This is a genomic window from Streptomyces sp. NPDC045956 (genome assembly GCF_056430705.1).
In genome coordinates, this window is record NZ_JBWKKZ010000001.1 from 468,411 (window position 1) to 490,653 (window position 22,243).

Here is a 22,243-nt window from a genome sequence, read left to right on the forward strand (position 1 = left end):
GCGCACTACGCTTCCCCCCATGACCACGCTCTCGCCGTACGACTCGATGTCCCCGGTCACCCGGGCCGCCTACCGGGCCAAGGCCGCCGCGGCCGACCTCGCGCCGCTGCCGCGGGCCGCCAAGGACGACGCGCTGCTCGCCGTCGCGGACGCGCTGGAGGTCCGGACGAGCGAGATCGTCGAGGCCAACGCCCAGGACGTGGCCAAGGCCCGCGCCGCCGGGACCAGCGAGGCCATCATCGACCGGCTGACCCTGACCCCGGAGCGGGTCCGCGCCATCGCCTCCGACGTGCGCGACGTCGCCGCGCTGCCCGACCCGGTCGGCGAGGTCGTGCGCGGCTCCACGCTCCCCAACGGCATCGACCTGCGCCAGGTCCGGGTGCCGCTCGGCGTGGTCGGCATCATCTACGAGGGCCGGCCCAACGTGACGGTCGACGCCGCCGCCCTGTGCCTGAAGTCCGGCAACGCGGTCCTGCTCCGCGGCTCCTCCTCCGCCTACGGGTCCAACACCGCCCTGGTCCGCGTCGTCCGCGACGCCGTGGGCGGGGCCGGACTGCCCGCCGACGCCGTGCAGCTCGTGCCCGGCGAGAGCCGCGAGAGCGTGCGCGAGCTGATGCGGGCCCGCGGCCTGGTCGACGTGCTCATCCCGCGCGGCGGGGCCTCGCTGATCAACACGGTCGTCCAGGAGTCCACGGTCCCGGTCATCGAGACCGGCACCGGCAACTGCCACGTCTACGTCGACGCCCAGGCCGACCTCGACATGGCCGTCGACATCCTGATCAACTCCAAGGCGCAGCGCGTCGGCGTCTGCAACGCGGCCGAGACCCTCCTGGTCCACCAGGACATCGCCGCCGAGTTCCTCCCCCGCGCGCTGGACGCCCTCGCCGAGGCCGGCGTCACCGTGCACGCCGACGAACGCGTGCTGGCCCATGCCGAGGACTCCAAGGCGACCGTCGTGGAGGCCACGCCGGAGGACTGGGAGACGGAGTACCTCTCCTACGACATCGCCGCGGCGGTCGTCGACTCCCTCGACCGGGCCGTCGAGCACATCCGGCTGTGGACCTCCGGTCACACCGAGGCCATCGTGACGACCTCCCAGCAGGCCGCCCGCCGCTTCACCCAGCTGGTCGATTCCACCACCGTCGCGGTGAACACCTCCACCCGCTTCACCGACGGCGGCCAGTTCGGCTTCGGCGCCGAGATCGGCATCTCCACGCAGAAGCTGCACGCCCGGGGACCGATGGGGCTGCCGGAACTGACCAGCACCAAGTACATCGTCACCGGTGACGGGCACGTACGGCGCTGATCGGGCCCCCGCCCCACCTACGGGCACCGACGGGAGCCGCCGCACCGGCCCGGCGTGCGTCGGCGCGAGCCGCGCCGAGGCGCACGCCGGGGCACGGACGACCGGCGCACGCTCTCGGTGACGTCCCTGCCCCGATCGGGGCATCTCACCCACCGGATGAATTTCCCCGCGGTCTGCCCAAAACGACCCCCCCGGTCTACTCTGGTCCCGTGCCGGAGGACGTGGGGGGTAGGCCGTTCCCTGACGGCTGGGAGCCCGACGACGATCACGACCGCGGGGTGTCGGACGAAGAGTTCGCCTCCGTGGTCTTCGACGAGGACTTCGTACGGGCGGCCGTTGTGCACGAGCCGACCGCCGTCGAACGCCTCCTGGCCGCCGCGGAGGCCAGGGCCGAGGCCACCGAGGCGGAGGCGGCCCGCCGCGGCCGCAGCAGAGCCGAGCGCTACGACGACGGGTACGGCGACTTCGGCCACGACCCCGACCTCGACGACCCGGACGACGACCGGGACCTCCTCGACCGCCCCTACGGCGCTCCTCCCGCCTCCGGGAAACAGGTCCGCTGGCACCGCCCGGTGGCCTGGCTGCTCGCCCTGGTGATGGGGATCGGCATGGTCGCGCTGGCCTTCGTGGCCGTGTACCGGGGCGCGTCCTCGGGCGGCGGCACGCAGCAGGTGCCCCCACCCGCCTCCACCGGCCCCGAGCAGGGCGGCACCGCGACGCCCTCGGCCTCCGCCGACTACTCGCAGCCGGCCGTCCCGGTCATTCCGCACAGCCCCTGACCGACCGCCCGGGGACCGGGGGCCCCTCCCGCCCTGACCCCTGCCGACGCGTTTACCGGGCGTCCCGGCGACCCACCCTGAAGGTATGGCAGGGCTTGGCGACCCGCCCGGAGGGACGCCCGAGGGCTCCCCCGGAGGCGGAGAGGACGAGTACCGATCCGTCGTCTTCGACGAGTCGTTCGTCCGCGCTGCCCGCCTCCAGGAGTTCTCCGCGCAGGAGCGCATCGCCGACCACACTCCCGCCGTGCGCCGCCGTACGCCGCTGCGCCGGGCCGGCCTCTCCCGGCAGGCGCTGATCCTCGTCGTGCTGATCGCCGTGGCCTTCGGCACCGCCCTCTACATGGGCGTCCGGCACCCCTACCAGAACCCCGGCGACCAGCGGTCCGGCGAGCCGGTGCGGATGACCGTCGTCCCGCTCGCCCCCCGCGAACCGGTGCCGGGCGCGCGGGACGCCGTCCACCTGTACGAGCACAGCCCGGCCGCGCACTTCCGGTCCGCCGCCGAGGGCGTCCCGCTGCCCGGCGCCCGGCGCACCGCGCACTTCTCCGAAGACCAGGTGCTCAACGCGCTGACCACCGCCAAGAACTACATCGTCCGCTCGGCGCTCGACCCGGACGTGCTCGGCCGGGGCGAGGTCCGTTCCGTGCGGGTGCTGCTGGACCCAGACCAGCTCGACCAGTTCGACGAGAGCTTCGAGCGGCCCGCCGCGGACGGCCGGCACGCGCCCACCGGCTGGCTGGTGCGCTTCGACCCGGGGCGCGCCCGACTCACCGACGCCGAGATCCGGGTGAAGGGCAGCATGCGGATCGCGGAGACGGAGGCGTCCACGCTGGAGGTCACCGCCGACCACACGATGGTCTACCCCCTGCGGCCCGCCGGCGACGACCGGGCCGAGGCCTCGCTGTTCACCGTCCGGCGCGAGCTGCACTTCCGCTTCGACCGGGAGGACCTGCGCCTGCACCAGACGCAGCTCGTCGCCTCCTACGTCCAGGCCGGCCCGCTGTCCTGCGCCGAGGACGCGGCGAACCACCTCCGGCCGCTGCTCGCCGGCCAGAGCGTCAGGACCAGCGCCCCGGCGGGCACCGATCCCTACACCACCGACAACGCCACGGCCCTGTGCGGCACCCTCGCGACCGGCGCGCAGCCGCGGGTGTGAGGGGCCGGACGGGGCCGTGAACCGCGCTCTCAGGCGCCGTCGCGGGGCGGGCGGTCGTCCGGGCCGCCGTCCGTGCCGCCGGCCCCTGTCGGACCTTCGGACGGGCGGTCGGACGGGCGGTCGGCGTCCTGGGGCGGCCTCGGCCGGGAGCCGGTGAAGCCGCCGAAGCCCCGCCGCACCCGGTCCCCGAGGTCACCGGCACCGCCGGCGATGTCGCCCACCAGCTTCATCAGGGGGTCCTTGGAGTCGCGCACGTCCGAGGCGTAGCTGGACGCCGACTGGCGGAAGGAGTCCCGGACCGAGGTGTCCTTGTCCTCCTCGCGCCGCGCGTAGTGGCCGTCCATGATCCGCTGGTAGTCGCGGGACTCGGCCCACTTCTTCAGCTCGGCGGCCCGCACCGTGGTGAAGGGGTGGGAGCGGGGCAGCACGTTCAGGATCTTCAGCACGGAGTCGCGCAGGTCGCCCCCGGCCTCGTACTCGTCGGCCTGCTCCAGGAACGCGTCCACGTTCATCTCGTGCAGGTGGTTGCCGCCCGCGATCTTCATCAGGCCCCGCATGGAGGCCTGGAGGTCCTGACCGACCAGCAGGCCCGCACGGTCGGCGGACAGCTCCGACTTGCGGAACCACTCGCGCAGCCCGGTCACGATCGCCATGATCGCCAGGTTCCCCAGCGGGATCCAGGCGACCCGGACCGCGAGGGACGTCAGGAAGAGCAGGACGGTCCGGTAGACCGAGTGCCCGGACAGCGCGTGCCCGACCTCGTGCCCGACGACCGCCCGCATCTCCTCCTCGTCCAGCAGCTCGACGAGGCCCGTGGTGACGACGATGATCGGTTCGTCCAGACCGATGCACATCGCGTTGGGCTTCGGATCCTGCTGCACGTACATCGCCGGGACCTTCTCCAGGTCCAGGATGTAGCAGGCGTCGCGCAGCATGACGTTCAGATGGGCGAACTGCCGGTCCGAGACCCGGACCGAGTCGGACAGGAACAGCAGCCTCAGGCTCCGCTCGGGCAGCAGCCCGCTGAGCGCCTTGAAGACCGTGTCGAAGCCGCTCAGCTTGCGCAGCGCCACCAGGGCGCTGCGGTCGGCGGGGTGCTCGTACGCGCGCGAGGAGATCCCGGGGAAGCGCCTGCGCTGCCTGCTCGGCACGTGCTCGTGCCCGTTGTGCTGGTGGCCGTCGGACATGTCATCCCCCATGTGCGTGTGTGCGGCCTGTGCTGCTGGCCGGCCCTTTACGAACCCTTGTGCGGTCCTTTGCGCCCCCGGAGCCGAGCCCACCTCAGGCGGAGATACCGTGGACGGGCAGTGCAACGAAGGAGTCCACGTCATGGCGCACACCCCCCACACCGACTGGCTCGCCACGGCGGCGACCGCGGCCGAACAGCAAGGGGCGGGGAATCTGCTCCGGGTGGTGCTGATCGTGATGATGGTGGGCTGCGTGCTGACCGCGTGGTTCCTGCTGCGGGGGTACAAGCGGAAGGACGACTGAGGAGATCCGAAGGTTCCCCGGACCTCCCCGACCCGTCCCCAACGGCGGAGTCGGCGTGATCGCCCGTGAGACGCCCGCATACGATGAGCCGACGTCTTTATTCCGCCCACACCGGATAGGTCCTGCCGAAGATGAGCTTCCACAGCACCGCTGCCCAGATCGTCACCCTCGCCTCCGAGGGCGGCGAGGAGCACAGCGGCAACCACCAGAGTCTCAGCCCTTACGTCACCGGCATCGGCGCGTTCGTCATCCTGATGCTGCTGCTGTGGATCACCACCCGGTTCAACCGCGACCGCTGAGCACGGCCGCGGGTCCGGGGACCGTGGGCCCGGCAGGAGCCCTCAGGCCGGGCCGGTAGGGTCTGCACGCATGGGAGAGCAGGACATGCCTACCGGTCCGGCGCACGACACGGCGCCCGCTCCGGCGCGCGGCACGCAGAACCGGGTGGCGCCCGCGCGCGCCGCCGGCCCGGGCAACGGCCCGTCGCCGTCGGGCAAGCGCCGCCTCGGCGTCATGGGCGGCACCTTCGACCCGATCCACCACGGACACCTCGTGGCGGCCAGCGAGGTCGCCGCGCAGTTCCACCTCGACGAGGTGGTGTTCGTGCCCACCGGGCAGCCCTGGCAGAAGAGCCACCGCGCGGTCTCCGCGGCCGAGGACCGCTACCTGATGACGGTCGTCGCCACCGTCGAGAACCCCCAGTTCTCGGTCAGCCGCATCGACATCGACCGCGGCGGCCCCACCTACACCGTGGACACCCTGCGCGACCTGGCCGCCCTCAACACGGACGCGGACCTGTTCTTCATCACCGGCGCCGACGCCCTCGCCCAGATCCTCACCTGGCGCGACAGCGAGGAGCTGTTCTCCCTGGCACACTTCATCGGCGTCACCCGCCCCGGCCACACGCTCACGGACGCCGGGCTCCCCAAGGGCGGAGTCTCGCTCGTCGAGGTCCCCGCCCTCGCCATCTCCTCCACGGACTGCCGTGCGAGAGTCGCCCAGGGCGATCCCGTCTGGTACCTGGTGCCGGACGGCGTGGTGCGCTATATCGACAAGCGCCAGCTGTACCGCGGCGAGTGAGCCGAGAGGGGCACCGGTGAACGACGGATACGACGCGGGGTACGGCGGCGACCAGTACGAACTCGTCGGCTACGACGAGTACGGCCGGCCGGTGTACCGCCAGGCCCAGGCGCCGGACCAGGCCCAGGGCGGCCTCGGCGGACAGCAGCCGTACGACCCGTACGCGCAGCCGCAGGCCGGCCAGTACGGTCACCAGCAGGGGCAGTACGGGCAGCAGGGCTACGGCTACGACCCGTACGCGCAGCAGCCCGCCCAGCAGCCGTACGACCCCTACGGCGCCCAGGGCGGCTGGGACACCGGGCAGCAGCCCCCCGCCCCCGGCCACGGCACCTACGACGGCTACGCCACCGGCCAGGAGCAGCCCGCCCACGACCCGTACGGCCGCACCGCCACCAGCGGCCCGCAGCCCCGCGTCGCCGAGCAGACCGCCCACATCCCGCAGCAGGCAGGCCCGCGCGGGGAACCGGAGGCGGACGCCCTCACCGAGACCGCCGGGCCCGACCGGGAGTACCGGACCGAGCAGTTCGCCTTCGTCGAGGAGCCCACCGACGACTCCGAGGACGTCATCGACTGGATGAAGTTCACGGAGAACCGCACCGAGCGCCGTGAGGAGGCCCGGCGGCGCGCACGCGCGCGTGTCGTCGCCCTGGTCGTCGTCCTGGCGCTGGTCGCGGTCGGCGGCGTCGGCTACCTCTGGTACGCCGGGAAGCTGCCCGGCACGTCCTCCTCGGACGACCGGACGGGCGGCACGACGGCCGCCGGCGCCCAGAAACGCGACGTGATCGCCGTCCACCTGCACGACACCAAGGGCGGCGGCACCTCCACCGCGCTGCTCGTCGACAACACCACGACCAAGCAGGGCACCGCCGTACTGGTGCCCAACGCGCTCGCCCTGACCGGCGACGACGGCACCACCACCACGCTCGCCAGGTCCGTGGACGACGACGGTCCCGACGCGACCCGCACCGCGCTCGACTCGGCCCTCGGCACCGACATCGGCGGCACCTGGCGCCTGGACACGCCGTACCTCCAGATCCTCGTCGACCTGGTCGGCAACATCGAGGTCGACACCGACACCGACGTCCCCGACCCGGCGGCCAAGACCAAGGGCACCGCCCCGCTCGTCCACCAGGGCGAGAACCAGACCCTCAGCGGCAAGGCGGCCGTCGCCTACGCCACCCACCGCGGCTCCGGCGAGCGGGCCGACGCCCAGCTCCAGCGGTTCGGCCAGGTCATGCAGGGGGTGCTGCGCAAGCTCTCCTCCGACCCGCAGGCCGCGACCACCACCATCCAGACGCTCGGGCTGATCCTCGACCCGCCGCTGACCGACCAGGACCTCGGCGCCTTCCTCGCCGGGCTCTCCGACCTGGCCAAGGGCGGCGACTTCAGGACCGCGCTGCTGCCCGTGGGGGGTGACGGCAGGCTCAGCGCCGAGGCGAGCGACAGCATCGTCAAGGACGTGCTCGGCGGCACCGCCAAGAGCCCCGACAAGGACGCGGCCGTCAGCGTCTCCGTCCGCAACGCCACCGGCGTCGAGGACCGCGCCGGCAAGGCCCGCGTCGTCCTCCTGAACGGCGGCTTCACCTTCCTGGAGGGCGGCACCGCCTCCGGTACCGAAGCCACGTCGAAGGTGGTCTACGCGCAGGCCGCCGACAAGGAGAACGCCGTCCAGGTCGCCCAGACCCTGGGCCTGCCCGCCGGCTCCGTCACCCAGGGCGAGGTCTCCGCGAACGCGAGGGTCTCGGTCGTCCTCGGGCAGGACTACGAACCGGCGTCCTAGCGGGCGGCGCGGTCGTCACGTGGGGCACCGTCGGCGGTCGTGAGACCCTTGAGGTCAACCGACCGCCGACCCGAAAGCCAGGCAGTGACCGCGACCGACCGCTCCATCGAACTCATCAACGCCGCCGCCCAGGCGGCAGCCGACAAGCTCGCCCACGACGTCATCGCCTACGACGTCAGCGACGTGCTGTCGATCACGGACGCCTTCCTCCTGGCCTCCGCCCCCAACGACCGCCAGGTCAAGTCGATCGTCGACGAGATCGAGGAGCGGCTCAACAAGCAGCTCGGCGCCAAGCCGGTGCGCCGCGAGGGCGACCGAGAGGCCCGCTGGGTCCTGCTCGACTACGTCGACATCGTCGTCCACGTCCAGCACAGCGAGGAGCGCGTCTTCTACGCCCTGGAGCGGCTCTGGAAGGACTGCCCCGAGCTGGAGCTGCCCGCCGACGCCAAGGAGACCCGCGGCAAGGGGGCGGAGCACGCCGAGCTCAAGGCCGCCGAGGAGGCGACCGACACCGACGGGGACTGGCGGTGAGCGCCACCGGCGAGGTGACCGCCGGCCGGCCCGGCAAGGGCCGGCGCATCATCCTGTGGCGGCACGGCCAGACCTCGTGGAACGTGGAGCGCCGCTTCCAGGGCACCACGGACGTCGAGCTGACCGAGACCGGCGTCGCCCAGGCCCGCCGCGCCGCCCGGCTGCTCGTCGGACTGCGCCCCGACGCGATCATCGCCTCCGACCTCAAGCGGGCCGCGCACACCGCGGCCGAACTCGCCGCCCTCACCGGCCTGGACGTGACCCCGGAGGAGGGCCTGCGGGAGACCTACGCGGGCGTCTGGCAGGGGCTGACCCACGAGGAGATCATCGCCCGGCACGGCGAGCAGTACGCGGCGTGGAAGCGCGGCGAGCCGGTCCGCCGCGGCGGTGGCGAGCTGGAGACCGAGGTCGCCGACCGCGCCGCGCCCGTGGTGCTCCGCCACGCGGAGAAGCTCGGCGAGGACGGCACCCTCGTCGTGGTCAGCCACGGCGGCACGATCCGCACCACCATCGGCCGCCTGCTCGGTCTGGAACCGCACAGCTGGGAGAGCCTCGGCGGGCTGACCAACTGCTGCTGGTCCGTCCTCGGCGAGGGCGCCCGGGGCTGGCGCCTGCTGGAGCACAACGCCGGCACGCTGCCGGAACCGGTGCTCGGCGACGACGACTGAGCCGCCGCGGGCGGGGTCCGGTACCCGGATTTCACTTTCCGGCAGGTCGCAGGCTAAAGTTCTTCTTGTTCGCCCCGCCGAGCGGAGCGAAGGACCACACGGCCCAGCCGGGTGGCAGCAAGGGGCTATAGCTCAGTTGGTAGAGCGCCTGCATGGCATGCAGGAGGTCAGGAGTTCAATTCTCCTTAGCTCCACAGCCCACGGACGAATCCCGTCCCCCTCGGGGGGCGGGATTTTTCGTTCGAGCCCAGCTGAGCACCAGGCGTCCCGCAGGCGTATACCCCTCCGGGACTCCGTGTCCGGACCGGTACTGAGGCGTCGCTGACCGTATTGGCCCGGTCGTGGCAGAATCAAACGGCCGGAAGGGACCGCGGCCCGACGGGAGGGAGTGGCGATGCCTGCGAGCATCCTCGAGGAGGTCGGTCATCTCCTCGGCGGAGCGGTGACACGGAACACGATCACCCGTCTCAGCTGCCCTTCCTGCGGTTCCGGACACGTGGCCCAAGTCCTCGGTGACAACGGCGGGATCTCTTACGTGTGCACGGCCTGCGGCCACAGCTGGAGCTGATCGATGGGTGCACACAGGCGGAAGTGCGACTGGTGCGGCAGCGGCACCCCGATCGTGCGGGACATGGAGCCGGTGAATCCGGACTACCAGTACTGGTGCGAGGAGTGCGCGCGGGCGCTGATCATAAAAGGCGACCCCATCGAGACGTACCGTGAGCTGGAGGGTGAGCCGATCTACGGCCGGCTCCTGGAGGAGCACTGCACACTCAAGCGGTTCTACTCCTTCGTGACGGCCTAGCCACACCTGCCCAGTGCGGAGCATCCGGCACCAAATCGGACAGAACGGAAACGATTTGGTGTTGGGCCCGGTGGACCGTGTAATGTTGGCGTCGCCGCCGGGGAGACCGGGCGGAGGAAGAAGCAAGGGGCTATAGCTCAGTTGGTAGAGCGCCTGCATGGCATGCAGGAGGTCAGGAGTTCAATTCTCCTTAGCTCCACAGAAAAACCCCCCGGATCACGATCCGGGGGGTTTGTTCGTATGATCCGGCCTCAGCGGCCGAGCGCCCGGCGGCCCCGGCCCGGGGAGAGGACCGGCAGGTTGGTCCGCGAGGGCGCGGGGAGCTGGCCCCGGGTGTCCTCCTCGATGCGCAGGGCGAGCGCCGGGCAGCGGCGCACCGCGCGGACCGCCTTGGCCTCCGCGAAGCGCGGCACCTCGGCCTGCGCGACCGTCGGGAAGCCGTCGGCGCCGAGCTGGAAGACCTCCGGCAGGATGTCCGCGCACAGGCCGTGGCCCCGGCACAGCGTCCAGTCGACGTAGATCTTCTGGCGGCTGGGGCCGTTCTCCGCACCGCCGCCCGGCACGCCCGTAGGGGTCGCCCCGCCCTCGAAGAGCGGCAGGACGCCCTCCACGGGCCGTCCGCAGCCGTTGCCGAGGACATGCGCGGCGAGGTCGTCGGTGAAGGCCTTGAGGGTCGACTCCAGGAACATCGCCGAGCCGTCCGGGTGCGAGCAGGCGCCGCGCCGCTTCACGTTCCGCGCGACCTGCTTGACCGCCTCCAGCGCGGCCGGGCCACCGCCGTTCAGGATGTCCTCCAGACCGCGGGCGGCGGCCGGCAGACCCAGGTAGCAGGGGCCGCACTGGCCCGCGCTCTCCTGCGCCAGCCACTGCGCCACGCGCAGCGACTCGCCCAGCGGGCAGGTGCCCTGACCGATCGGCAGGATCGCGCCCGCGCCGAGCGAGCCGCCCGCCTGCTGCAGGGAGTTGCGGGAGACGATCGCCTCGTCGACGGTCGCCGCGTCGATCCACTTGCCGTGGTAGCCGCCGGTCAGCACGCCCTGCGGCACCGGCGGGGCGCCGGCGAGCTGGAGGACGTAGCGCAACGGCACGCCCGTCGGCACCTCGATCACCATCGGGCGGGCGACCGCGCCGGAGACGGTGAGCATGACGGTGCCCGGCTCGTCGTACAGGCCGGTGTTGCCGTAGCGCTCCGGGCCGATGCGGGCGGCGATCGCCAGCTGGGCGAAGGTCTCGGCGTTGGACAGCAGTGTCGGGGCGCCGCCGACCCCGCTCCGGGAGGCGCTGACCTTGCGGCCGGGCGGCATCGCGGGGCCGCCGTCGATGGAGCGGATCAGGGAGGCGGCCGCACCGGTGACCATGCGGACCGGGTTGCGCTGCACCCGGGCGCGCAGGGCGGAGCGGCGCCCGTTGTTCAGGCCGCGCTCGGCGAGGGCGGCCTCCATGGAGCGCTGGGTGGACTCCCGGGTGACCCCGATGACCAGCGTGCGCGCGCCCATGGCCTCGGCGCACAGCAGCGCGCCGTCCAGGATCAGGTGCGGGGCGCGGTTGATGAGGACCGTGTCCTTGCGGCAGGCGGGCTCGTCCTCGCTGCCGTTGACGACCACGACCGGCCGCACACCGCGCTTGATCGCCGCCTCGGCGACCGAGCGCAGCTTCTTGTGGAAGGGGAAGCCCGCGCCGCCGCGGCCCAGCAGGTTGATGCGTTCGGACAGCTGGGCGAGCTGTTCGCCGCCCAGCGGTTCGAGCGGCCCGTGCACCTTGAGGTGCATCGGCAGGTCCAGGCGCTCGACAAGGTCGAAGCCCGACGTGAGCTGGGGAAGACCGACGACGCGGACTTCGGGGACGTCGGGCAGGGCCTCGTTCACTTCAAGCCTCCGGAAGGCGTGTTCCAAGGTTCGCCCGAACCCGGTGCGTCGAAATCGTAGGACGGGTCGTACGGCGTGCCGAAGGCCGTGGGGCCGGAGGGCACGCCGGGGGTCGGTTCAGTGGCGGGACCGCTGTTGTAGGTGTCGTTGGGGTAGTACGTGTCATAGACGGCGTTCGTCTCAGCGGTGTCGTACACGTCACTCGAGCCGTAGCCAGAGGCGTCCGGATTGCCATAGACCGGGATGGTGTGTCCCGTGTCGTTGAGCGGGTCGTAGGCCGAGGGGGGCGCCTCGCCGACCGGCGGGGGCGACGGTATCGGCCAGCTTCCCGAGGTGCTGCCGCCGCTGTCCGCGACCGGCATCGTCTGGGTGGGACGCATGTCCGGCGGCAGCAGGTCGGGCGTGACCGCGTCGGCCGGCAGCGGCTGCCGCCGGGTGCCGCCGGGGCTGGACACGGCGCGGTAGGCCGCCGCGAAGCCGCCTGCGGGCTCCGGGGGTGCGAGCCGCTCCGCGGACGCGTACAGCGGCGTGGACCGGGACCCGGAGGCCCCCTGGCCCGCGTACCCCGGAAGTGCGGAGGCGTCGGCCGTGCGGGCCCGGCTCTCCTCCAGCTCCTCCTGGCGCCTGCGCTCGGCGGTTCCGAAGAAGTCGGCGATCCGGTCGGCGACCCGGCGCTTGACCGGGCCGGGCGCCGCGCGCAGGGCCAGCGCCGCCATGACGCCGAGCACGGACAGGCCGTACAGCACCGTGAAGACCGGCTTCGCCGCGCGACCCGCGTAGAGCCCGTGCAGCAGGGCCAGGCACCACGCCGGGTAGGCCAGCATGTGCATGGCGCGCCAGCGGGAGGCCACGGGGGCCGGGGACGCGAAGCGGTTGCGCAGGGCGCCGGTCACGCCCACGAAGATCATGAGCATGCTGGCGAGGGTGCCGAAGCCGATGAGGACGGACCTTCCCCCGAAGGCCTCGTCCTCCGTGGCCAGCAGCCCGAAGGGTATCACCGCGGCGACCCAGGTGGTGTGGGCCAGGGTCAGCTTGACCCCGATGTGCACGAGCAGGAACACGACCGAGGCGACCGCGGTGGTCCGGTGCACCGCCTGCGCCAGGATGCGCTGGCGGGTGTCGAGGACCACCCGGTCCTGGGCGACGAGTCCCCAGATCACGGAACAGCTGAGGAAGACGAGGGAGAGGACACCGGCGCCGAAGTCGAGGAACTGGGCGAAGGTGTCGTCCATCGTGCTGTCGTTCGTCACCACGACCGGCCTCCCCACGTCAGGGACGTGAGGGGAGGGGGTGAGCTGTCACTGCTGGGGTGGAACGGGGGAGGGTTCATGGGGGCGACTCCGGAGCGGTTCGGGAAAGCGGTCCCGCTGCCGCACTCTAAGTGGCGCCATACCCGCGAGTACGAGGTTTGAGTTATTGCGTTGTTATCAAATGACAATGCGGTCGTTGTGATGTCCCGTTAGTGGTCGTTACGCGAAGTAACCTTTGACCTTGGTTCAGGTTCGCCCGGTGCGCAGGGTGTGCGCGGGGTGTGCGCGGGAGCGTGCTTGGGGGCGTGCGCGCGGCGTCCGCAGGGCCGTCGCGGCCCGTGCGGCGACTGCGGTACCCTGACGCCATGCGTGCCGTACGCCTTCTGCTTAGCGAGCCGCGCTGATCAGTCCCGACCCCGGCCACAGTCCGGCGGCCGGAATCGGCGCGGCGTCCCCTCCTGTGCGAGGGGATTTTTCATTTCCCGGCCTTCGTCGCCGTGGGTCATGAAGGTCGCAGCCGCTGGCAGAGACGATCGATGGAGCTTTGAGGATCATGAGCGAGACGAACCCCGCGGCGACCGCCCCTGTGTCGGCGGACGCCGCGCCGCACCGCTACACGGCCGCCATGGCCGCCGACATCGAGGCACGCTGGCAGGACTTCTGGGACGCCGAGGGGACGTACGCCGCACCGAACCCCGAGGGCGATCTGGCGGGCGACCCCGAGCTGGTCGCCAAGCCCAAGAAGTTCATCATGGACATGTTCCCGTACCCCTCCGGCGCGGGCCTGCACGTCGGTCACCCCCTGGGCTACATCGCCACCGACGTCTTCGCCCGCTTCCAGCGGATGACCGGCCACAACGTCCTGCACACCCTGGGCTTCGACGCCTTCGGACTGCCCGCCGAGCAGTACGCCGTGCAGACCGGCACGCACCCGCGCGTGTCGACCGAGGCCAACATGAAGAACATGCAGAGCCAGCTGCGCCGGCTGGGTCTGGGCCACGACAAGCGCCGGTCGTTCGCCACGATCGACCCGGAGTACTACAAGTGGACCCAGTGGATCTTCCTGCAGATCTTCAACTCCTGGTACGACGAGGAGGCGGGCAGGGCCCGGCCGATCGCCGAGCTGGTCGCCCGGTTCGAGTCCGGTGAGCGGGCGGTCCCGGGCCACTCCGGCCGGGCGTGGAGCGAGCTGACCGAGGCCGAGCGTGCCGACGTGCTGGGCGGGTTCCGCCTGGCCTACGCCTCCGACGCGCCCGTCAACTGGTGCCCGGGTCTGGGCACCGTGCTGGCCAACGAGGAGGTCACCGCCGACGGCCGTTCCGAGCGCGGCAACTTCCCCGTCTTCAAGTCCAAGCTGCGCCAGTGGAACATGCGCATCACCGCCTATGCCGACCGGCTGCTGGACGACCTGGACGAGCTGGACTGGCCCGAGGCCATCAAGCTGCAGCAGCGCAACTGGATCGGCCGGTCCGAGGGCGCCCGCGTCGACTTCCCCGTCGACGGGGAGCGCATCACCGTCTTCACCACGCGCCCGGACACCCTGTTCGGCGCCACCTACATGGTGCTGGCGCCCGAGCACCCGCTGGTCGAGAAGTTCACCCCGGCCGCCTGGCCCGAGGGCACGCACGACGTGTGGACCGGCGGTCACGCGACCCCGACCGAGGCCGTCGCGGCGTACCGCGCGCAGGCCGCCTCGAAGTCCGACGTGGAGCGGCAGGCCGAGGCCAAGGACAAGACCGGCGTCTTCATCGGCGCGTACGCGACCAACCCGGTCAACGGCGAGCAGGTGCCGGTCTTCATCGCCGACTACGTGCTGATGGGGTACGGAACCGGCGCGATCATGGCCGTCCCGGCGCACGACGGCCGCGACTTCGAGTTCGCGCGCGCCTTCGAGCTGCCCATCCGCTGCGTCGTCGAACCGACCGACGGCCGCGGTACGGACACCGCGACGTGGGACGAGGCCTTCGCCTCCTACGACGCGAAGATCGTGAACTCCGCCGGTGCGGACGTCTCCCTGGACGGCCTGGGCGTCGTCGAGGCCAAGGAGCGCGTCACCGAATGGCTGGAGCGGTCCGGCGCCGGCGAGGGCACCGTCAACTTCCGCCTGCGCGACTGGCTGTTCAGCCGCCAGCGCTACTGGGGCGAGCCCTTCCCGATCGTCTACGACGAGGACGGCATCGCGCACGCCCTGCCCGAGTCGATGCTGCCGCTGGAGCTGCCCGAGGTCGAGGACTACTCCCCGCGGACCTTCGACCCGGACGACGCCGACACCCGGCCCGAGACCCCGCTGTCGCGCAACGACGACTGGGTCCACGTCACCCTGGACCTGGGAGACGGCCGCGGGCCGCGCAAGTACCGGCGCGAGACCAACACCATGCCCAACTGGGCCGGCTCCTGCTGGTACGAGATGCGGTACCTGGACCCGCACAACAGCGAGAAGCTGGTCGACCCGGAGATCGAGAAGTACTGGATGGGCCCCCGCGAGGGCCTGCCGCACGGCGGCGTCGACCTGTACGTCGGCGGTGCCGAACACGCCGTGCTGCACCTGCTGTACGCGCGCTTCTGGTCCAAGGTCCTGTTCGACCTGGGGCATGTCTCCTCGGCCGAGCCGTTCCACAAGCTGTTCAACCAGGGCATGATCCAGGCCTACGTCTACCGGGACAGCCGCGGCATCGCGGTGCCGGCCGCCGAGGTGGAGGAGCGCGACGGCTCCTACTACTACCAGGGCGAACAGGTCTCCAGGCTGCTGGGCAAGATGGGCAAGTCCCTGAAGAACGCGGTCACCCCGGACGAGATCTGCGCCGAGTACGGCGCCGACACCCTGCGCCTGTACGAGATGGCGATGGGTCCGCTGGACGTCTCCCGTCCGTGGGACACGCGCGCGGTGGTGGGCCAGTTCCGGCTGCTGCAGCGGCTGTGGCGCAACGTCGTCGACGAGGACACCGGCGAGGTGACGGTCGCGGACGTCGCCGAGACCGACGTCGACACGGACACCCTGCGCGCCCTGCACAAGGCCGTCGACGGCGTACGGCAGGACCTGGAGGGCATGCGCTTCAACACCGCCATCGCCAAGGTCACCGAGCTGAACAACCACCTGACGAAGGTGGGCGGCCCGGTCCCGCGCACGGTCGCCGAGCGCCTGGTGCTGCTGGTCGCGCCGCTGGCCCCGCACGTCGCCGAGGAGCTGTGGCGCAGGCTGGGGCACTCCGACTCGGTCGTCCACCAGGACTTCCCGGTCGCCGACCCGGCCTACGTCGTCGACGAGACCGTGACCTGCGTCGTGCAGATCAAGGGCAAGGTCAAGGCGCGGCTGGAGGTCGCTCCGTCGATCTCCGAGGAGGACCTGGAGAAGGCCGCGCTGGCCGACGACAAGGTCGTGGCCGCGCTGGGCGGGGCCGGGATCCGCAAGGTGATCGTGCGGGCGCCGAAGTTGGTGAACATCGTTCCTGCCTAGCGGGCTGCCTGGCGGGCTGCTTGAGCGGGACGGGCGTCCGGGGCGGACGTCCTGTAGGGGGCGTGCGGGGGCGCGGACGTCCCCTAGGGGGCGGTGCGGGCCGGTTCAGGGTCGCGTGCGGGCAGGTTCGGGGTTCCGTCGGAACCCTGGGCCTGCCCGCTGCGTTTACCGTGGAAGAGCGGCGCGGAGAATGCCGCGGCCTGCCGGTGCGCGGGTCGGACGCCTGGAGGAGGAGCTTCGTGGAAGCAGTGATCACGGTATTCGCCCTGCTTTTCGTGCTCGCCCTCGTGCTGGGCGCCTACGCCACGGTGAAGGCCGTCGGCGCGGCCAAGCGCAGCGTGGACCGCGGTATCACCCAGGCCCGGCGCACGGTCGAGGACCACACGCTGCGGGCCAAGTCCCTCGTCCAGACGGGCCCGGCGGGCGAGCTGGCGCAGCTGCGGCTGACCCTGCGCACATCGATGCGGGCCACCCAGGACGCGCTGCACGCGGGTGTGGCCGAGGACGAGTCCCTCAAGGAGTCCCTCGCCCTCTTCGACCGGCTCAGCGCGCACGGGTTCGAACTGGACAGCGAGCTCAGGCGGCTGGAGTCCGATCCGGACCGGGCCACGCTCGCCGAGCGCCTCCCCACGCTGCGCGAGCGCACCGAACGCATCGCGCGCTCGGCGGAGTCCCTGCGCTGGGCGGCCCGTGACCGGGCCCGCCGTTTCGCGGACGACGACCTGGACTCACTGAGCGCGCAGATCGACGTCGAGGCCGGAGCCCTGCGGCACTGGACGGAGACGGAGCCCGCCGCCGCGCCACCGCCCTGGCCCGAGGCCCCGGCCGCCGACACCCCCGGCGCCCGGCAGAGTTGGCCGCGGACCCCGCAGCCGGAGCCGGCGGAGGAACCCGCGCGGCCCGCCCTCGACCCGCCCGGCCCGAGCCCCGTGTACCCCTGGCAGAAGAAGGCCCGTCCGGAGAACACGACCTGATCACACGCCGTGTGGATGCCCGGCGGAAGGGCCGGGCTGCCGTACCGGCGCTACGCCAGGTAACCTCCAGCTCATGTCCCGCCATGTCGCGATCGTCACGGATTCCACGGCCTACCTCCCGGCCCGGACGATGGAGCGGCACGGCATCACCGCGGTCCCCCTGACCGTCGTCCTGGGCGACCGGGCGCTGGAAGAGGGCACCGAGATCTCGACCCGCTCGCTGGCCCAGGCCCTGCAGAAGCGGCGCCCGGTCACCACCTCCCGCCCCGGCCCCGAACTCTTCGCCGAGACCTACCGACGGATCGCCGAGTCCGGCGTCGACGGCATCGTCTCCCTCCATCTCTCCGCCGAGCTCTCCGGTACGCACGACGCGGCCGTCGTCGCCGCGCGCGAGGCGGCGGTTCCGGTGCGGGTCGTGGACACCGGGATGATCGCGATGGCCCTCGGATTCTGCGCGCTGGCCGCGGCCGAGGCCGCGGAGGCGGGCGGCACGGTGGACGAGGCGGTCACGGCCGCGGAGAAGCGGGCCGCGGCCACCTCCGCCTACTTCTACGTCGACACCCTCGACTACCTGCGCCGCGGCGGCCGGATCGGCGCGGCCCAGGCCCTGTTCGGCTCCGCGCTCGCGGTGAAACCGCTGTTGCAGCTGGCCGAGGGCCGCATCGAGCCTCTGGAGAAGGTACGGACGGCGTCCAGGGCAATCGCCCGGCTGGAGGAGATCGTCGCCGACCGGGCGGGTGCCGCGCCCGTCGACATCGCCGTCCACCATCTCGCCGCCCCCGACCGGGCCTCGGCCCTGGCGGACCGTCTGCGCGAGCGGGTGCCGGGACTCGCCGACCTGCATGTGAGCGAGGTCGGGGCGGTGATCGGGGCACACACGGGCCCCGGGCTGCTGGGGGTCGTGGTCTCGTCGCGCTGAACGGGCGCCGCATCACCCGTGAGGGTGGCGGAGTTGTCCACAACGCGGTGGTCGTCCCCGGGATCTGACCAAGATCAACGCGGTGGTGCCGGGGTGCCCGATCCTCGTCGCATGGCTCTCCGATCACCACGTTCACACTCACGCTCACGTACGGCGACCGCGGCCAGTGGCCCGGGCCGGGGCCCCGCATCCGACGGCCGGCAGCGCGACCGCCGCCCCTCCGGGCGACTGCGCGACCGCCGTCGGTCGGACTCCGGCTTTCAGACCCGTTCCGGGTCCGGTCTGCACGGCCGTTCCGGGGCCGGGTCCGGTTTGCACGGCCGTTCCGGGGCCGGGTCCGGCTTGCACGCCCGTCCCGGGGCCGGGTCCCTTTCCGGCGGCCGGGGAGGACGGATGCGCCGGCACGCGCAGGCGGAGGAGCTGCGCCTGCGGGCCGAGGCACTCTTCGCCGAACACCCCGCGCGGCGGGGCGAGTCGGGGAAGGGACCGCCGACGCCCCGGGGCCGCGATCTCGGGCACCGGCGGGCGGACGCAGGCAGCGAAGGGGCGCGGAGGGAGACCGCCGGGAGCGAGGCGGAGGCGGCACACCGCGCCGCCGACACCCCTGCGGCGACCTGGCGGGACCGGGCAGGGCAGGCACTGCGGGAGCGCATGCCGGTGTGGTTGCAGACCCGGTGCGCGCTGGAGCGGCGCAGCGTGGCCGCGCTCACGGTGCTGCTCGTCATCGCGTCGGTCTTCGCCGTGCAGCACTTCTGGACGGGCCGCACCCAGCCGGTCCCGGCGCCCGAGACCGTGCGCGAGGCCGCGGTGTACGGCGCCTCGGCGGGGAGCGGGTCGGCCGAGGGCGAGGCGGGCGGAGGGGAGGCGGGTGGGGGCGGCTCCACGGCCGGTGCGCACCGGGGCTCCGCCGTGGCCGGTGCCACCGTCGGCGCCGAGATCGTGGTGGACGTCGGGGGGAAGGTCCGCAAGCCCGGGGTCCACCGCCTGCCGGCCGGCTCACGGGTGGCGGACGCCCTCCGTGCCGCCGGAGGGGTCCGGCCCGGCGCCGGGACCGACGGGCTGAACCGGGCCCGCTTCCTCGTGGACGGCGAACAGGTGGTCGTCGGGGCTCCGGCGCCCGGCACCGGGGCGGTCCCGGGCGGGACGGCCCCGGGCGGACCAGGTGGACCAGGCGGGGCGGGCGGGTCGGCCGCCGCGGGCGGGCTCGCGGGAGCGGGTCCCGTCGCACCGGTCTCCCTCAACACGGCGACCGCCGACCAGCTCGACACCCTGCCCGGTGTCGGCCCCGTGCTGGCGCAGCACATCCTCGACTACCGCACTCGACACGGCGGTTTCCGCTCGGTGGACGAACTGCGCGAGGTCAACGGCATCGGTGAGCGCCGCTTCGCCGACCTGCGAAACCTCGTGCGGCCATGAGGACGGAGGCGGCGGCCCCCGGCAGCGCCGAGGCGCCCGGCGAACGGACGGCACCGCCGCGTGCGGCCGTGCACGCCGCTTCCGGGCATCGGCTCGGTGCCGCCCATCCCCGCCAGGAGGGGCCCACGGACCTGCGGTTGGTACCGCCCGCGCTGGGGGCCTGGACGACGGCGGCGGTGATGCTCGACGCGCCGCCCGGGTGGGCCGTCGCGGTCGTGGCCGGTGCCCTTCTCCTGGCCGGCGTACTGCTGCTGAGGTCGCGCGGGCGCCGCCCGACGCGTGGACGACCGTACGTGGCGTTCGCCGCCCTGCTCCTGTGCGTCACCGCGGCCGCCGCCTCGGCCGCACTGCACGGCGCGGATCTGCGCCGTGGGCCGGTACCGGCGTTGGCACGGCAGTACGCCACCGTCACCGCCGAGGTGGAGGTGACCGCGGATCCCCGCCTCACCCGGCCCCGCGTCCGGGGGAACCGGGCCGTGCCGCCCACCGTGCTGATCGAGGGCGAGGTCCGCCGGCTGATGGAGGCGGGCGGCGCTGAGGTCACGACCCGGACACCGGTGCTGGTGCTCGTCGACGTGGGGGAAGGGGAGGGGGCATCCCGGGCACCGGCGGCGTCCGAGAGGTCGGCATCCGGAGCACCGGCGGAGTCGGGGAGGCCGGAGACACGTGGAGCACCGGCGGAGTCGGGGAGGCCGGAGACACGTGGAGCACCGGCGGAGTCGGGGAGGCCGGAGACACCCGGAGGGATCGCGAGCCGCTCCCTCCCGGGCGTCCCGGACGACCCGTCTGCCTCCCGAGCCGGGCCCGGCGCCGCACACTGGCTGGGGCTGCTGCCCACCACGCGGCTGCGCGTCACCGCCCGGGCGGCACCCCCGAGGGCGGCCGGCGACCGCATCGCCGCCGTGCTGCGGGTACGGGGTGGACGGGAGGCCCCGGAGGTCGTGGCCGATCCGTCGGGGGCGCAGCGGCTGGCCGGACGGCTGCGGGAGGGGTTGCGGGAGGCCACCGACGGCCTGCCGGAGGACGCCCGGGCCCTGTTGCCCGGCTTGGTCGTCGGGGACACCTCGCGTATCACGCCGGAGCTGGAGGAGGCGTTCAAGGAGACCGACCTCGCGCACACGCTGGCGGTGTCCGGGGCCAACTTCACGATCGTGCTCGCCCTGCTGCTGGGACCGCCCGGCCTGGCCCAGCGCAGCGAGCGCCGAGGCCTGGCGCCCCGGCTCGGCATCTCCCTGCGGACCACCGCGCTGCTCGGCGGGGTCCTGGCACTCGGCTTCGTCGTCGTCTGCCGGCCCGACCCGAGCGTGCTGCGGGCAGCGGCCTGCGGGGCCGTCGCCCTGCTCGCGCTGGCCACCGGGCGTCGCAGGTCGCTGCTCCCCGCGCTGGCGACGGCCGTGCTGCTGCTGGTGCTGTACGACCCGTGGCTCGCCCGCAGCTACGGATTCCTGCTCTCCGTGCTGGCCACCGGGGCGCTGCTCACGATCGCCCCCCGGTGGAGCGCGGCGCTGCGCCGGCGTCGGGTCCCCCCTCGGCTCGCCGAGGCGCTGGCCGCCGCGGGTGCCGCACAGGCCCTGTGCGCGCCGGTCGTCGCCGTGCTGTCGGCGCGGGTGAGTCTGGTGGCGGTCCCCTGCAACCTGCTCGTGGAGTTCGCGGTCGCACCGGCCACGGTGCTGGGGTTCGCGGCGCTGGCCACGGCCCCGGTGGCGATGCCGGTGGCCCGAGGTCTGGCCTGGTGCGGGAGCTGGCCCGCCGAGTGGATCGCGGGGATCGCCCGCACGGGGGCCGCGCTGCCCGGCGCGGGAGTCGACTGGCCGGGCAGTTGGACCGGGGCTGCGCTGCTCGCCCTCGCCACGGTGGGTGCGCTCCTGGTGGGCCGGCGACTGCTCGGGCATCCCTGGTGGTGCGGAGTCTGCGCGGTGCTCCTGATGCTGGTGGTGGTCAGGCCGCCCCCACTGGCCCGGGTGATCACGGGGTGGCCCCCGCCCGACTGGCGGATGGTGATGTGCGACGTGGGGCAGGGCGACGCCATGGTGCTCGCGGCGGGCGAGGGCACGGGTGTGGTCGTGGACGCCGGACCGGACCCGGCGCTGGTCGACCACTGCCTGCGCTCGCTCGGCATCACCCGCGTCCCGCTCGTGGTGCTCACCCACTTCCACGCCGACCACGTCGCGGGACTGGCCGGGGTGTTGCGGGGGCGTGCCGTGGGCGCCATCGAGACCACCGCGCTCGAGGAGCCCGCGGAGCAGGCCGAGTCCGTCCGCAGACAGGCGGCGGCACGACGGATCCCGATGCGGCACGCCGCCGCCGGGCAGCAGCGAAGGGCGGGACCGCTGTCCTGGCAGGTGGTGTGGCCACCACCCTCGCCGAGCGCCGGGCCGGGTTCCGTGACGAGCGCGGTGGAGCCCAACGACGCCAGTGTCACCCTCCTGGTGCGGACGGCGGGGCTGCGGCTGCTGCTGCTCGGCGACCTGGAGCCGCCGGCCCAGCGGGAGTTGGCGGACTCACCGGTGGCGGTGGCGCTGGCAGGCGTCGACGTGCTCAAGGTGGCCCACCACGGCTCGGCCCACCAGGATCCCGGCCTCCTGAGAAGGGTCGCCCCCCGGCTGGCGCTCATCAGCTGCGGCGCGGACAACACCTACGGGCACCCGGCCCCCGCCACCGTCGCGGCGCTGCGCGCCCGGGGCACGATGGTGCTGCGCACGGACCGGGACGGGGCGCTGGCGGTCACCGGCACCGGCGAGGCCTTGCGCGTGGCGGGAGACTGAGGGC

18 protein-coding genes and 2 tRNA genes are annotated in these 22,243 nt (G+C 73.1%); 17 read left to right on the plus strand and 3 right to left on the minus strand.

Annotation, left to right across the window (positions count from 1 at the left end; all coding sequences use genetic code 11):
* Positions 1–19: 19 nt before the first annotated feature.
* From AC07FV_RS02010 to AC07FV_RS02020, 3 genes are all read left to right on the plus strand, one after another.
* Positions 20–1,306 carry a glutamate-5-semialdehyde dehydrogenase gene (locus tag AC07FV_RS02010; protein ID WP_479083959.1) on the plus strand — a complete coding sequence of 429 codons (1,287 nt, stop codon included), beginning with the start codon at positions 20–22 and terminating at the stop codon, positions 1,304–1,306.
* 209 nt (positions 1,307–1,515) lie between these two features.
* Positions 1,516–2,085 carry an SCO2584 family spore wall biosynthesis protein gene (locus AC07FV_RS02015; protein ID WP_479083960.1) on the plus strand — a complete coding sequence of 190 codons (570 nt, stop codon included), beginning with the start codon at positions 1,516–1,518 and terminating at the stop codon, positions 2,083–2,085.
* 85 nt (positions 2,086–2,170) lie between these two features.
* A complete protein-coding gene (locus AC07FV_RS02020) occupies positions 2,171–3,241 on the plus strand; it encodes an SCO2583 family membrane protein (RefSeq protein WP_479083961.1) in 1,071 nt (356 codons plus the stop codon).
* A 29-nt stretch (positions 3,242–3,270) separates the two neighbouring features.
* Here AC07FV_RS02020 and AC07FV_RS02025 read toward each other — a convergent pair whose 3' ends face one another.
* Positions 3,271–4,428: a M48 family metallopeptidase gene (locus AC07FV_RS02025; protein ID WP_479083962.1), complete on the minus strand. Its 1,158-nt coding sequence runs from the start codon at positions 4,426–4,428 to the stop codon at positions 3,271–3,273.
* 142 nt (positions 4,429–4,570) lie between these two features.
* Between AC07FV_RS02025 and AC07FV_RS02030 the strand changes: the two genes are divergently transcribed.
* From AC07FV_RS02030 to AC07FV_RS02070, 9 genes are all read left to right on the plus strand, one after another.
* On the plus strand, positions 4,571–4,732 hold the full coding sequence (locus tag AC07FV_RS02030) for a hypothetical protein (RefSeq protein ID WP_479083963.1): 162 nt from the start codon (positions 4,571–4,573) through the stop codon (positions 4,730–4,732).
* Positions 4,733–4,863: 131 nt separating this feature from the next.
* Entirely contained in the window at positions 4,864–5,031 is a 168-nt protein-coding gene (locus AC07FV_RS02035) for a hypothetical protein (protein WP_479083965.1), read from the plus strand.
* Positions 5,032–5,101: 70 nt separating this feature from the next.
* Positions 5,102–5,812: a nicotinate-nucleotide adenylyltransferase gene (gene nadD, locus AC07FV_RS02040; protein WP_479083966.1), complete on the plus strand. Its 711-nt coding sequence runs from the start codon at positions 5,102–5,104 to the stop codon at positions 5,810–5,812.
* A 16-nt stretch (positions 5,813–5,828) separates the two neighbouring features.
* A complete protein-coding gene (locus tag AC07FV_RS02045; protein ID WP_479083968.1) occupies positions 5,829–7,592 on the plus strand; it encodes an LCP family protein in 1,764 nt (587 codons plus the stop codon).
* Positions 7,593–7,676: 84 nt separating this feature from the next.
* Positions 7,677–8,123 carry a ribosome silencing factor gene (gene rsfS / locus AC07FV_RS02050; protein ID WP_383642460.1) on the plus strand — a complete coding sequence of 149 codons (447 nt, stop codon included), beginning with the start codon at positions 7,677–7,679 and terminating at the stop codon, positions 8,121–8,123.
* Positions 8,120–8,791, plus strand: coding sequence for a histidine phosphatase family protein (locus tag AC07FV_RS02055; protein WP_479083970.1), 672 nt, complete (start codon positions 8,120–8,122; stop codon positions 8,789–8,791). Before rsfS ends, AC07FV_RS02055 begins: the two co-directional genes overlap by 4 nt.
* A 121-nt stretch (positions 8,792–8,912) precedes the next feature.
* Positions 8,913–8,985, plus strand: a tRNA-Ala gene (locus AC07FV_RS02060).
* 377 nt (positions 8,986–9,362) lie between these two features.
* Complete coding sequence (locus tag AC07FV_RS02065; RefSeq protein ID WP_003976229.1) at positions 9,363–9,596, plus strand: hypothetical protein; 234 nt, start codon at positions 9,363–9,365, stop codon at positions 9,594–9,596.
* Between the two features lie 126 nt (positions 9,597–9,722).
* Positions 9,723–9,795, plus strand: a tRNA-Ala gene (locus AC07FV_RS02070).
* 52 nt (positions 9,796–9,847) lie between these two features.
* Here AC07FV_RS02070 and AC07FV_RS02075 read toward each other — a convergent pair.
* Together AC07FV_RS02075 and AC07FV_RS02080 are read right to left on the minus strand one after the other, a co-directional pair.
* Entirely contained in the window at positions 9,848–11,461 is a 1,614-nt protein-coding gene (locus AC07FV_RS02075) for an NADH-ubiquinone oxidoreductase-F iron-sulfur binding region domain-containing protein (RefSeq protein WP_479083971.1), read from the minus strand.
* A complete protein-coding gene (locus tag AC07FV_RS02080) occupies positions 11,458–12,714 on the minus strand; it encodes a ferric reductase-like transmembrane domain-containing protein (RefSeq protein ID WP_479083973.1) in 1,257 nt (418 codons plus the stop codon). The genes AC07FV_RS02075 and AC07FV_RS02080 overlap by 4 nt, the downstream gene beginning before the upstream one ends.
* A 550-nt stretch (positions 12,715–13,264) precedes the next feature.
* Between AC07FV_RS02080 and leuS the strand changes: the two genes are divergently transcribed.
* The 5 genes from leuS (at position 13,265) to AC07FV_RS02105 (ending at position 22,239) form a co-directional block, all read left to right on the plus strand.
* The gene (leuS, locus tag AC07FV_RS02085) at positions 13,265–16,165 is read left to right on the plus strand and encodes a leucine--tRNA ligase (protein ID WP_479083974.1); all 2,901 of its coding nucleotides are present in this window, start codon (positions 13,265–13,267) and stop codon (positions 16,163–16,165) included.
* A gap of 239 nt (positions 16,166–16,404) precedes the next feature.
* On the plus strand, positions 16,405–17,139 hold the full coding sequence (locus AC07FV_RS02090; protein ID WP_479083976.1) for a hypothetical protein: 735 nt from the start codon (positions 16,405–16,407) through the stop codon (positions 17,137–17,139).
* Between the two features lie 73 nt (positions 17,140–17,212).
* Complete coding sequence (locus AC07FV_RS02095; protein WP_479083977.1) at positions 17,213–18,058, plus strand: DegV family protein; 846 nt, start codon at positions 17,213–17,215, stop codon at positions 18,056–18,058.
* 111 nt (positions 18,059–18,169) lie between these two features.
* Positions 18,170–19,474, plus strand: coding sequence for a ComEA family DNA-binding protein (locus AC07FV_RS02100; protein ID WP_479083979.1), 1,305 nt, complete (start codon positions 18,170–18,172; stop codon positions 19,472–19,474).
* Positions 19,471–22,239 carry a ComEC/Rec2 family competence protein gene (locus AC07FV_RS02105; protein WP_479083981.1) on the plus strand — a complete coding sequence of 923 codons (2,769 nt, stop codon included), beginning with the start codon at positions 19,471–19,473 and terminating at the stop codon, positions 22,237–22,239. The genes AC07FV_RS02100 and AC07FV_RS02105 overlap by 4 nt, the downstream gene beginning before the upstream one ends.
* Positions 22,240–22,243: the final 4 nt, after the last annotated feature.

Bases quoted from the DNA above. Each gene is read 5' to 3' on its own strand.
- AC07FV_RS02020 (WP_479083961.1), top strand. From the start codon at position 2,171: ATGGCAGGGCTTGGCGACCCGCCCGGAGGGACGCCCGAGGGCTCCCCC.
- leuS (WP_479083974.1), top strand. From the start codon at position 13,265: ATGAGCGAGACGAACCCCGCGGCGACCGCCCCTGTGTCGGCGGACGCC.
- AC07FV_RS02035 (WP_479083965.1), top strand. From the start codon at position 4,864: ATGAGCTTCCACAGCACCGCTGCCCAGATCGTCACCCTCGCCTCCGAG.
- AC07FV_RS02010 (WP_479083959.1), top strand. From the start codon at position 20: ATGACCACGCTCTCGCCGTACGACTCGATGTCCCCGGTCACCCGGGCC.
- nadD (WP_479083966.1), top strand. From the start codon at position 5,102: ATGGGAGAGCAGGACATGCCTACCGGTCCGGCGCACGACACGGCGCCC.
- AC07FV_RS02025 (WP_479083962.1), bottom strand. From the start codon at position 4,428: ATGTCCGACGGCCACCAGCACAACGGGCACGAGCACGTGCCGAGCAGG.
- AC07FV_RS02100 (WP_479083979.1), top strand. From the start codon at position 18,170: ATGGCTCTCCGATCACCACGTTCACACTCACGCTCACGTACGGCGACC.
- AC07FV_RS02030 (WP_479083963.1), top strand. From the start codon at position 4,571: ATGGCGCACACCCCCCACACCGACTGGCTCGCCACGGCGGCGACCGCG.
- AC07FV_RS02065 (WP_003976229.1), top strand. From the start codon at position 9,363: ATGGGTGCACACAGGCGGAAGTGCGACTGGTGCGGCAGCGGCACCCCG.
- AC07FV_RS02105 (WP_479083981.1), top strand. From the start codon at position 19,471: ATGAGGACGGAGGCGGCGGCCCCCGGCAGCGCCGAGGCGCCCGGCGAA.
- AC07FV_RS02095 (WP_479083977.1), top strand. From the start codon at position 17,213: ATGTCCCGCCATGTCGCGATCGTCACGGATTCCACGGCCTACCTCCCG.